At 63.7% G+C, this 10,855-nt stretch carries 14 protein-coding genes; 5 read left to right on the forward strand and 9 right to left on the reverse strand.

Translation table 11 applies throughout. The features are described from left to right. Nucleotides 1–14 precede the first annotated feature (14 nt). From gatB to ASD80_RS06585, 3 genes are all read right to left on the reverse strand, one after another. Nucleotides 15–1,433, reverse strand: a complete 1,419-nt coding sequence (gene gatB, locus ASD80_RS06575) for an Asp-tRNA(Asn)/Glu-tRNA(Gln) amidotransferase subunit GatB (protein WP_413813364.1) — start codon at nt 1,431–1,433, stop codon at nt 15–17. 347 nt (nt 1,434–1,780) lie between these two features. Further along, nucleotides 1,781–2,293 (reverse strand): GNAT family N-acetyltransferase, encoded by a 513-nt coding sequence (locus tag ASD80_RS06580; protein ID WP_056230581.1) that lies wholly within the window; start codon nt 2,291–2,293, stop codon nt 1,781–1,783. 9 nt (nt 2,294–2,302) lie between these two features. After that, nucleotides 2,303–2,611 carry a chorismate mutase gene (locus ASD80_RS06585; RefSeq protein WP_056230583.1) on the reverse strand — a complete coding sequence of 103 codons (309 nt, stop codon included), beginning with the start codon at nt 2,609–2,611 and terminating at the stop codon, nt 2,303–2,305. 250 nt (nt 2,612–2,861) lie between these two features. On the opposite strand from ASD80_RS06585, the gene ASD80_RS06590 reads away from it, so the two are divergent. Together ASD80_RS06590 and ASD80_RS06595 are read left to right on the forward strand one after the other, a co-directional pair. Beyond that, the gene (locus tag ASD80_RS06590) at nt 2,862–3,119 is read left to right on the forward strand and encodes a YjhX family toxin (RefSeq protein ID WP_056230585.1); all 258 of its coding nucleotides are present in this window, start codon (nt 2,862–2,864) and stop codon (nt 3,117–3,119) included. Between the two features lie 169 nt (nt 3,120–3,288). After that, nucleotides 3,289–3,945 carry a DUF998 domain-containing protein gene (locus ASD80_RS06595; RefSeq protein ID WP_056230587.1) on the forward strand — a complete coding sequence of 219 codons (657 nt, stop codon included), beginning with the start codon at nt 3,289–3,291 and terminating at the stop codon, nt 3,943–3,945. On the opposite strand, the gene ASD80_RS06600 is transcribed toward ASD80_RS06595, so the two are convergent. The 6 genes from ASD80_RS06600 to ASD80_RS18715 form a co-directional block, all read right to left on the reverse strand. Beyond that, on the reverse strand, nt 3,932–4,249 hold the full coding sequence (locus ASD80_RS06600) for a hypothetical protein (RefSeq protein ID WP_056230589.1): 318 nt from the start codon (nt 4,247–4,249) through the stop codon (nt 3,932–3,934). The genes ASD80_RS06595 and ASD80_RS06600 overlap by 14 nt on opposite strands. A gap of 254 nt (nt 4,250–4,503) precedes the next feature. Then, nucleotides 4,504–5,988: an Asp-tRNA(Asn)/Glu-tRNA(Gln) amidotransferase subunit GatA gene (gene gatA / locus ASD80_RS06605; RefSeq protein WP_056230591.1), complete on the reverse strand. Its 1,485-nt coding sequence runs from the start codon at nt 5,986–5,988 to the stop codon at nt 4,504–4,506. Then, complete coding sequence (locus ASD80_RS06610) at nt 5,981–6,445, reverse strand: hypothetical protein (RefSeq protein WP_056230592.1); 465 nt, start codon at nt 6,443–6,445, stop codon at nt 5,981–5,983. Before ASD80_RS06610 ends, gatA begins: the two co-directional genes overlap by 8 nt. Then, nucleotides 6,442–6,924, reverse strand: a complete 483-nt coding sequence (locus tag ASD80_RS06615; RefSeq protein ID WP_056230593.1) for a GNAT family N-acetyltransferase — start codon at nt 6,922–6,924, stop codon at nt 6,442–6,444. Before ASD80_RS06615 ends, ASD80_RS06610 begins: the two co-directional genes overlap by 4 nt. Continuing rightward, entirely contained in the window at nt 6,925–7,212 is a 288-nt protein-coding gene (gene gatC / locus ASD80_RS06620; RefSeq protein WP_056230595.1) for an Asp-tRNA(Asn)/Glu-tRNA(Gln) amidotransferase subunit GatC, read from the reverse strand. An 88-nt stretch (nt 7,213–7,300) separates the two neighbouring features. Beyond that, nucleotides 7,301–7,831 (reverse strand): hypothetical protein, encoded by a 531-nt coding sequence (locus tag ASD80_RS18715; protein ID WP_056230597.1) that lies wholly within the window; start codon nt 7,829–7,831, stop codon nt 7,301–7,303. 48 nt (nt 7,832–7,879) lie between these two features. On the opposite strand from ASD80_RS18715, the gene ruvX reads away from it, so the two are divergent. From ruvX to pyrC, 3 genes are all read left to right on the forward strand, one after another. After that, entirely contained in the window at nt 7,880–8,350 is a 471-nt protein-coding gene (gene ruvX, locus ASD80_RS06630) for a Holliday junction resolvase RuvX (RefSeq protein ID WP_056230599.1), read from the forward strand. Between the two features lie 100 nt (nt 8,351–8,450). After that, nucleotides 8,451–9,437, forward strand: coding sequence for an aspartate carbamoyltransferase catalytic subunit (locus tag ASD80_RS06635; RefSeq protein WP_056230601.1), 987 nt, complete (start codon nt 8,451–8,453; stop codon nt 9,435–9,437). Then, nucleotides 9,434–10,726, forward strand: coding sequence for a dihydroorotase (gene pyrC / locus ASD80_RS06640; protein ID WP_056230604.1), 1,293 nt, complete (start codon nt 9,434–9,436; stop codon nt 10,724–10,726). The genes ASD80_RS06635 and pyrC overlap by 4 nt, the downstream gene beginning before the upstream one ends. The last annotated feature ends 129 nt before the right edge of the window (nt 10,727–10,855 follow it).

Genomic DNA, 10,855 nt, shown 5'->3' on the forward strand with positions numbered 1-10,855 from the left:
CGGAGGCGGCTGGGCTACTCGATGCCGAGCTTCTGCTTCATCAGGTCGCTCAGCGCCTGCGGATTGGCCTTGCCGCCCGAGGCCTTCATGGCCTGGCCGACGAACCAGCCGATCATGGTTGGCTTGGCCTTGACCTTTTCCACCTGATCGGGATTGGCGGCGATGATCTCGTCGACGATCTTTTCGATCGCCCCCATGTCGGTCACCTGCTTCATGCCGCGGCGCTCGACGATCTCGGCCGGTTCGCCCTCGGGCTCTTCGGCGATGATGACCTGCAACAGGTCCTTGGCGCCCTTGGAGGAAATCGTCCCTGCTGCCACGAGGTCCACGATGCCGGCGATCTGGCCCGGCTTGAGGTGGGTTTCCCACACCGCCAGCCCCTGGCTGTTGGCAAAAGCCGCCACGTCGGCATTGAGGATATTGGCCACGGCCTTGCCGTCGCGCTTGCCGCCGCCGAAGGCGACGCAGCTCTCGTAATAGTCCGCCGTCTCGCGATCCAGCGTCAGCACCATGGCGTCATAGGCCGTCACGCCGTAATCGCCGACAAAGCGCGCCTTCTTTTCGTCCGGCAGCTCCGGCAGGTCCTTGGCCAGCATCGAAATGAACGCGTCGTCGAATTCGAGCGGCAGCAGGTCCGGGTCGGGGAAGTAGCGATAGTCATGCGCTTCTTCCTTGGAGCGCATCGAGCGCGTCTCGCCCAGCTTGGGGTCGAACAGTCGCGTTTCCTGGTCGATGCTGCCGCCGTCTTCGAGAATGTCGATCTGCCGCCGCGCCTCATATTCGATGGCCTGGCCGGCAAAGCGGATCGAATTCACATTCTTGATTTCGCAGCGCGTGCCAAATTCACCACCCGGCTTGCGCACCGACACATTGACGTCGGCGCGCATGGAGCCCTGCTCCATATTGCCGTCGCAGGTGCCCAGATAGCGCAGGATGGTGCGCAGCTTGCCCAGATATTCCTTGGCTTCCTCGGACGAGCGCAAATCCGGCTTGCTGACGATTTCCATCAGCGCCACCCCGGACCGGTTGAGGTCGACGAAACTCATGTTCGGATGCTGGTCATGGATCGACTTGCCGGCATCCTGCTCCAGATGCAGCCGCTCGATGCCGATCTCGATCTGCCCGTCGGGCATATCCAGCAGCACCTTGCCCTCGCCGACGATCGGGTCCTTGAACTGAGAAATCTGGTAGCCCTGCGGCAGGTCCGGATAGAAATAGTTCTTGCGGTCGAACACGCTGCGCTTGTTGATCGCGGCCTTGAGCCCCAGCCCGGTCCGCACGGCCTGGCGCACGCATTCCTCGTTGATCACAGGCAACATGCCCGGCATGGCCGCGTCCACGAAACTGACGTTTGAATTGGGCGGATTGCCAAACTCCGTGGAAGACCCAGAGAACAGCTTGCTCTCGCTGGTCACCTGGGCATGCACTTCCATGCCGATAATGACCTCCCAGTCACCGGTCGAGCCGGCAATGAAGCTCTTGGGATTGGGCGTGCGGGTGTCGATAAGGGTCAATTGGGAGTCCTGAGAGGCAAGGCGGAAGGTAGGTAAGTGATTACTGGTGTTGCCCCGGCGTTGCAACAGTCACCGGCTCCCCTTCTCCCCTCGTGGGAGAAGAGCCTGCCCCGGACTTGATCCGGGGTGCCCAAAGGGCGGATGGGGGGCTATGCGCCATCCATTCGGCCCAAAGCATGGGATGACCCAGCACCCCTCACCCTAGAAAATCCTCTGAACGAGGATTTTCTATCCCTCTCCCACAAGGGGCGAGGGGAAGAGAAGGCTCAATCCTCGTCCTCGATCTCGCCCTCGAACGGCTGCAACCGTTTCTCCAGGTGCACGCTCATGAACGGCTCATGCGCCGCCCGTCCGTCCGGCCGCAAAGCCAATATCCGATAGCCCATCTTCTCGTAGAACCGCACCGCGCGCACATTGTCGGCCGGCGTTTCCAGTTGCACCCGTTCGGCGCCTTCCAGCTCCAGCATGGTTTCCATGCGCCGCAGCAGCATCGAGCCCAGCCCGTGCCCCTGCAATTCGGGCATGACGAAGAGATAGGGGATATAGGCCCGCCGCGCCGCGCGCGAGCACCAGGCCACCACGATCCCATCCACTTCGACGACGATGATCCGGCTCAGCGTTTCGGCCACCGCCTGGGCCAGCCGGCGCTGCTCGGCCTGTTTCATGCCCGGTTGTTCGGTCAGCAGCGGGAAAATCCCGCTTTCCCAGGCGCGATAGGCAATATCGGCCAGCCGGCGGGCATCCGATGTCTCGGCCTTGCGAATGGAAATACCCGCCATGATTGCCTCCTAGCGGCGCCGCGCCGCGATGATCCCCTTCTCGTAGTTGATGTTCCAGTCGATCAGGGTCCGCCACACAAGTTCGGCCTGATCCTCGTCGAGATCAAGAGCCAAACTGCGGTCGCGGACCCTGGCGATGACTGCCTCGATGCGCACCGGGTCATGGGCCTCATGCGGGTCGGTCTTGATCTGCGCCATGCGCGTCACATATTGGTGCCGCTCCGCGAACAGGGCCAGCAGCGCCTGGTCGACTCGGTCGATTTCGGCGCGGACGTCGTCCTTGGTTTCGCAGGCGTCGGGCGATTTGGATGTGGTCACGGCAGGTTCCAGTCACGTTTTGCTGTTGCTGGTTTGCACCGCTCCGGCGACGATTTCAACCGGCAGTCTTGCGCGATCCGTCCAGCCGGCGCTATCAAACCGGCATGTCTAGTCAGTCTGAGACCGCCTGAAGCCCCGTCCATTGGCGACGGGGCATGAATGAACCAGTCGCCCGCCGCGCGTGATGCCGTCGGGAGGCTATGTTTGTTCGCGGATCGCTGATCCGCCGCTTACAGGCAACTGACTTCCCATGGATATTTCACGAGACGAACAGCGGGTGCTGCACGCCCTGGCTCAGGGCGGCCGCATCGTGCTGCTCAAGACCGAAACCGGCAAGGTGACCGGCCTTGAATTCTTTAACCGCGATGGCTGGCTGATGAGCAATTGCAGCCTGATGTTGTTCAGGAAACTCAAGGCCAGGAAGGCCATCAAGTCATCCGGCGGCCAACCCTACCGCATCACCCGCCGCGGCCTGGAACTGGTCCGCAGCGAGTATGACAACCGGTAGGTGCCGTTGGCAGCCGGCTTCAATCGCGGTGTCATTCCGGCCTGTGCCGGGATGACACCGCGTGAGCTGATGCTCATGCGTTCAAGAGGAACGCTCCCCAAGGCGTGAGACCTGCAATTGACAATTTCCCGCCTCCGGCGCCGATTATCAATCGAGGGGGAGCATCATCATGACCAGCCAGTTTCGCCTGGGCGCCATTTTCTGGGTGCTGACGGCAGAGTTCTTCATTGCCCAGTTTATCGCCCAGGCCGTCTATCCGGGTTATTCGCTGGCCGAGATGGATATCAGCCTGCTCGGCGTCACCGACTGCAACACCACCGTCACCGGCTATGGCTGCTCGCCACGGCACCTGGTGTTCAATGGGGGCATGGTGCTGGCCGGCCTGCTGATCATGCTGGGGGCCTGGCTGACGCGGCGGCTGTGGCCGTCCGGTCCGCTCACCGTCGCCGCCCTGTGCCTGCTCGCCGTGGGCAGCGGCCTCGGCGATATCCTGGTCGGCATTTTCCCGGTTGATGTGTTCCTTGAGGGGCATCTGGCCGGAGCCGTCCTCACGCTTTTCGTCGCCTGCCTCGGCATCCTGCTGCTGGGTTCGGTGCTGTGGCGCAGCCATCGCGCCTTCGCCCTCTATTCCATTGCCACCGGCCTCGTTTCATTGGCGATGTTCGGCTGCTACATGCTCGAATTCTACCTCGGCCTTGGCCGCGGCGTCATCGAGCGCATCGGCGCCTGGTCGCACAATCTCTGGTATGTGGTGGCGGGTGTGCTGATCCTGGCCGGGCATTTCGGCAAGGCCGACAACCCCGGCCAGAGGCCTAGTGTTTCGTGACGTCGCTCAGCGCGGCCGCGATGTGTTCCCATTCGCTGCCCACGCTGGCCGTCGCCCGGCGCTTGCCGGCACGGCGATACCAGTAGTCGGCATTGCCCATATCAGCCTCGATCCAGTGCATCAGCGCATGCACCCAGTCGAAGGCCTGCACGCCTTCCATCGCCTGGACGATAGTGTGCGCCTGCTCCCATTCGGGGCCGACGCGCAACTCGCCCTTCTTGAGCCACCACAGCGCCTGTAGCGGCTTGCTCATGTCCTTGGGCGGCTCGGACCAGTCGAGCGAGGTAAAGATGTCAGCGGCCATCGGAGAAACCCTTGTCGGCCCAGACGCCACGCGCGGCGGCGTCACAACCAATTTCAATTTGTGCATTGGGGCCAAATAAGGCGGAATGCGGCGGGGATCAAGTGTCTCACCTGCCACGCCCTCGTGGTTCGAGGGTCGCTACGCTCCCGCCTCACCATGAGGACTACTCTTGGCACAGCGTTCCAGTAGCCCTCATGGTGAGGTGCGAGCCCTTCGCGAGCCTCGAACCACGAGGGCGTGGCACCAGCCGTTTCCTACCACCACGACTTCGGCTCAAACCCGCCACCCGCGGCCTTTTCGATCACCCGCCCCGCAGCGAACAGCGTTTCCTCGTCGAATGGCTTGCCGATGAGCTGCAGGCCGAGCGGCAGGCCCTTGGCGTCCTTGCCGGCCGGTACGGCGATGCCCGGCAGGCCCGCCATGTTCACCGTCACGGTGAAGATGTCGTTGAGATACATCGCCACCGGATCGGCGGCCAGGGCCTCGTCGCCCACGCCGAATGCTGCCGATGGCGTCGCCGGGGTCAGGATGGCGTCGACGCCCGCATTGAAGGCGTCCTCGAAGTCCTTCTTGATCAGCGTGCGAACCTTCTGCGCCTTGACGTAATAGGCGTCGAAATAGCCCGCCGACAGCACATAGGTCCCGATCATGATGCGGCGCTTCACCTCGCGGCCGAAACCGGCGGCGCGGGTCAGTTCATACATGTCGGTGATATCCTTGCCCGAAACGCGCAGGCCATACTTGACGCCGTCATAGCGCGCCAGGTTCGACGAGGCCTCGGCCGGGGCGACGATGTAGTAGGCCGGAAGCGCATATTTGGTGTGCGGCAGGCTGATATCCTTGACCGTGGCGCCCTCGGCCTTGAGCCATTCCAGCCCCTGCGCCCAGAGCTTTTCGATCTCGGCCGGCATTCCGTCCATGCGATATTCGCGCGGCACGCCGATGGTCAGTCCCTTGACGCCGCGCTCCACCGCGGCGGCAAAGTCGGGCACGGCCAGGTCGACGCTGGTCGAATCCTTGGGATCGAACCCCGACATGGAGGTCATCATGATCGCCGCATCTTCCACCGTGCGGGCGATCGGCCCGGCCTGGTCGAGCGAGGAGGCGAAGGCCACCACGCCCCAGCGCGAGCAGCGGCCATAGGTCGGCTTGATGCCGACAGTGCCGGTAAACGCCGCCGGCTGGCGGATCGAGCCGCCGGTATCCGTCGCCGTCGCCCCGGCGCACAGCCAGGCCGAAACCGCCGCCGCCGAACCGCCCGAGGAGCCGCCCGGCACCAGGCTGGCATTGCTGCCCTCGGCGCGGAACGGGCTGATGACCGGGCCGTAATAGCTGGTCTCATTGGACGAGCCCATGGCGAATTCGTCCATGTTGAGCTTGCCCAGCATCACCGCGCCGTCGCGCCACAGATTGCTGGTGACGGTCGATTCATATTCCGGCTTGAAGCCGTCTAGAATGTGGCTGGCCGCCTGCGTATGCACGCCTTTGGTGCCGAACAGGTCTTTGATGCCCAGCGGAATGCCTTCCAGCGCACCGCCCTGCCCTTGCGCCAGCTTCGCGTCGCTGGCCTTGGCCATGTCGAGCGCCTTGTCCGGCGTCACCGCCACATAGGCGTTGAGGCTCGGATTGGCCCTTTCGATGGCCGAAAGATAGGCGCTGGTCAGTTCGGTGGCGGTGAAGCTCTTGGCCACGAGGCCCTTGCGGGCATCGGCCAGAGAGAGGCGGGTCAGGTCAGTCAACAGGAATCTCGCTCAGATTGTCGCAGCGGTGATAGATGGTCGTGCCCCCAGGATAGGGACTTTCAGGGTTCGGCTCGATGCCGCCGATCATGGCCAGCATGGCATCGTTGCTGGACGAAACGCGGATGGCGCCGGCATCGTGCGGCGCGATGGCCAGCATGTCGGGATAAAGGTCGCTGGGGATTTCGCAGACCGCATCCACCAGCAGCACCGGTGTATTGGCCTGGCTCTTGATGTCATAGAAATTGCAGTGGAACTCCATCGACTGGATGCCGCCCTCAAAGCTGAGGCTCAGGAAATTCAGGTCCATGAAGGCATCGATGCCGTGCTTTTCCAATGCCTGGCACGCTGCCGGGTCGGTGACATAGAGCCGGGTCTGGTCGATGACCAGGTCTTCCTGCGCCGATGCGGCGCTTGCCAGCAGTGACAGCCCGGCCGCGACCAGAATCGCTTTCATGCGTTCGCCTCCACCTTGAGCTTCATTTCGAAAAAGGCCGACCATTCGCTGTCGGGATAGTCGAGAAACGGCCCTCGGGTCACGAAGCCGCTCCGCGTGTAGAGCCGATGCGCTTCGGCCATGCCCGGACCGGTGCCGGTTTCCAGCATCAGCGTCAGCAGTCCCTTTTCGCGCGCCAGCCCGACAATGGCCTCAAGCAGCGCCGAACCGATCCGCTTGCCGCGCACCTCCGGGTCGGTGAACATGCGCTTGACCTCGCCCAGCTCAGCCGAATGCAGCTTCAGCGCGCCCATGCCAACGGCCCGGCCGGTCTCGTCGCGCGCCACGAACAGCGTCGTGTCGCTGCCGGCCATCTGTTCCACCGTCATCTTGAACTGGAATTCCAGCGGCGACAGCGGCAGCAAATGGTCGTTGAGCCGGGCGACGAGGCCACGCACATCGTCCTGCAAAGGCGTTTCGATGGCGATGCTGACAGCCATCTATTCGATCACCTTCGGCACCATGAAGAAATTGTCCTCGGTCAGCGGCGCATTGCTGACGATCTTTTCCGGGTAACCGCCATCGCTGACCACGTCGTCGCGGCGGCGCAGCGTCATCGGCGTCACCGAGGTCATGGCTTCGACGCCGTCGACATTAACTTCACCCAATTGCTCGACAAAGCCCAGAATGGCGTTCAACTCGCTCTGATAGGCTTCCACCTCGTTTTCTTCGATGCGGATGCGCGCCAGGCGCCCGATGCGCTTTACGGTTGCGGCGTCGACGGACATGGGAAACTCCAGAACAGGACGGCTCGATTTGGGCCGTTATTAGCAATGGCGCGCCCAAAAAGACAATGAAAATGGCTGATGGCCCGGATCAGATTTCCAATGCCATCCCGGCTTCCAGCGCCACGATGCCCATACCATGGTCGCGACCTTCAAGAGCCTCGAAGGTCTCATCGACGTCTGTCTCTGTTCCAGCGAGCGCAACGAGACGTGGCGTAGTCGCGTCTCGCATATTCTCCGTGCGCTCACGCAGCTCCCCGCCAAAGAGAACTATCACAGCCTTTTCGGCCCATGCAGCCAGCTCTGGCACGTCGTACTTCTGCAAAAGTAGTAGCGGCGGCTCGCCGACGGCACCTACCAGCACCGCGCCCGCCCCCGCCGACCAGGCCTCCACCGCCGGCGGCGCATCGCCTTCGTCCAGCAGCCGCGGCACCTTGCGCGGCTTCCAGCGCGCCGCATCGACTTCGGGCAAAGCCGCCCCGAAACGCTCGATCACCACATCTGCCCCCGACACCAGCTCCGCCGCATCGATTCCATCGGGCGCACCCTCGGCGTCCACCACCAGAATCGCCCCGCCGATATGAATGCGGATCGTCGTCCCGCCGAACCAGGTGAGTTTCATCCATGCTTTCCTGTCGCCAAACCGGCCCGCACCCTATAGGACGAAGCCATGACCGACGAGCCCTCCGAAGACTTCGCCAACCCCCTCGCCGACATCCCGGCCGCCGGCCGCATCATGGCGCTCGATCTCGGAACCAAGACCATCGGCGTCGCCATTTCCGATGGCATGCGCTATTCGGCCACCCCGCTCGAAACCATCAGGCGCACCAAGTTCACCCAGGATGCCGAGCGCATCCTCGTGCTGATTGCCGAAAACCAGATCGCCGCCATCATTCTCGGCCTGCCGCTCAACATGGATGGCTCGGAGGGCCCCCGCGTTCAGTCCACCCGCGCCTTCGCCCGCAACCTGGCGCAGAAGACCGCCCTGCCCATCGCCTTCTGGGACGAGCGCCTCTCCACCTCAGCCGTCACCCGCATGATGATCGAGGCCGATCTCCGCCGCGACCGCCGCGCCGAAGTCGTCGACAAGCTCGCCGCCAGCTACATCCTGCAGGGCGCCCTGGATCGCCTGCGGCGGTAGCCCCAACTACGATGTCATCCCAGTGTAAATTTACACCACTGGGCCTTGCCCCACCCGCTCCCCTCCGCTAGACCGCAGCAAATATCAGGGATCGGAGCGCATGGCCCAAGCTCGCGCCAGCAAAAGCACCTCGTCGGCCGCCGCCTCCGGCGATTTCCCTCCTTTCAGCCAGAAGCACCTGCTTTCGATCGCCGATCTCAAGCAGCACGAGATCGTCGATTTGCTCGATCGCGCCGAAGCCATGGTTCCGGTCTCCCGCCAGGAGCGCAAGAGCCACCCCACGCTAACCGGCAAGACTCAGATCAACCTCTTCTTCGAGCCGTCGACCCGCACCCAGGGTTCGTTCGAGATCGCCGGCAAGCGGCTGGGCGCGCTGGTCATGAACATGTCGGTCAAGACCTCATCGGTCACCAAGGGCGAAACCCTGGTCGATACGGCCGCCACGCTCAACGCTATGCGGCCCGATGTCATCGTCGTCCGCCACTCGGCCGCCGGCGCGGTGGAACTGCTGAGCCAGAAGGTCGGCTGCGCCGTCATCAATGCCGGCGACGGCGCCCATGAACACCCCACACAGGCCCTGCTCGACGCGCTGACCATCCGCAATCACAAGGGCCGCATTTCCGGCCTCACCGTCGCCATTTGCGGCGATATCGCCAATTCTCGCGTCGTCCGCTCCAATCTGCTGCTGCTCGGCGCCCTCAATGTCCGCACCCGCGTCATCGCCCCGCGGAACCTGCTGCCATCGGGCATCGAACACCTCGCCACAGAGGTCTTCACCGACATGCGCGAGGGCCTCAGGGATGCCGACGTGGTCATGATGCTGCGCCTCCAGCACGAGCGCGCTAATGGGCGCATGATCCCCTCGGTCCGCGAATATTACCGCTTCTACGGCCTCGACGCCGAAAAGCTCAGCTTCGCCAGGCCCGATGCCATCGTCATGCACCCCGGCCCGATGAACAGAGGCGTCGAGATCGACCCCGCCATTGCCGACGGCCCCGCCTCGGTCATCACCGACCAAGTGGAAATGGGTGTCGCCGTGCGCATGGCCGTGCTCAATGCCCTCCTCCCGGCGAGGAACGCGCCATGACCCGCCCCCTGCTCATCGAAAATGCCCGCATCATCGATCCGGCCTCCGGCACCGACGGCAAGGGCGCGGTGCTGGTCGAAAACGGCCTCATCTCCGACATAGCCCTCGGCGCTCCGGTCGGCGTCCCCGAAGGCGCCGAAGTGGTCAACGCCAAGGGCCTGATCCTCGCGCCCGGCCTCATCGACATGCGCGTCTTCACCGGCGAACCCGGCAAGGAATATCGCGAAACCCTCGCCTCGGCCGGCGAAGCTGCTGCTGCCGGTGGCGTCACCAGCTTCGTCATGATGCCTGACACATCCCCGGTCGTGGACGATGGCGCCCTGGTGGATTTCCTCATCCGCCGCGCCAAGGCGACCTCAAAAGTCAATGTCCTCCCCGCCGGTGCGATCACCAAGGGCCTGGCCGGCCAGGACATCACCGAATTCGGCCTGCTGCAGGAAGCCGGCGCCGTCTGCCTCACCGATGGCCGTCACTCCATCCAGTCCTCGGCCCTGCTCCGCACCGTCATGAGCTATGCCGCCAATTACGACATGACCGTCATCCACCACGTCTCCGACAGCGGCCTCACCGGCGATGGTGTGATGAATGAAGGGCTCTTCGCCACCATTCTCGGCCTCAAGGGCATTCCCCGCGAAGCCGAGACCATCCCCCTGGCCCGCGACCTCCAGCTCGCTGCCCTCACCAGCGCGAAATACCACGCCGCGCAAATCTCCTGCGCTGCCTCGGTCGAATTGATGGCAGCGGCCAAGAAGCGTAACGCCTCGGTTACATCTGGCGTCTCCATCAACAATCTCGCCCTCAACGAAAACGACATCGGCCGCTACCGCACCTTCTTCAAACTGGGCACGCCCCTGCGCTCCGAAGATGACCGCCAGGCCGTCATCGAAGGCCTGCGCAGCGGCACCATCGACACCATCCATTCCGACCACGATCCGCAGGATACCGAGGTCAAGCGCCAGCCCTTCGCCGAAGCCTCCGATGGCGCCATCGGCCTCGAAACCCTGCTGTCGGCCGCCTTGCGCCTGCATCATTCCGGCGATGTCGACCTCATGACCATTCTCCGTGCCATGACCAGCCGCCCCGCCGAGATCCTCGGCCTCCCCTCAGGCCGCATCGCCAAGGGCGCCCCCGCCGACCTGATCCTCTTCGATCTCGACTATCCCTGGCAGGTCAGCGAACGCGACCTCCGCTCCCGCTCCCGCAACACCAGCTTCGAAGGCGCCCGCCTCGCCGGCAAGGTCATGCGCACCGTCGTCGGCGGCGAAACGGTATTCGAGCACATCGATTAGCGCCGCTGCCGCCCCACCCCCGGTGTCACCCCGGCCTTGAGCCGGCAACTGTAGTTTAGGGGTGGAAGGGGGTTCTTGATTTCATCATGGCGTTGAGAGTGACGATGATCTTTCTGGCCAATGCGATGA

Origin of the sequence: Devosia sp. Root635, assembly GCF_001427605.1 — a bacterium.
Lineage (GTDB): Bacteria > Pseudomonadota > Alphaproteobacteria > Rhizobiales > Devosiaceae > Devosia.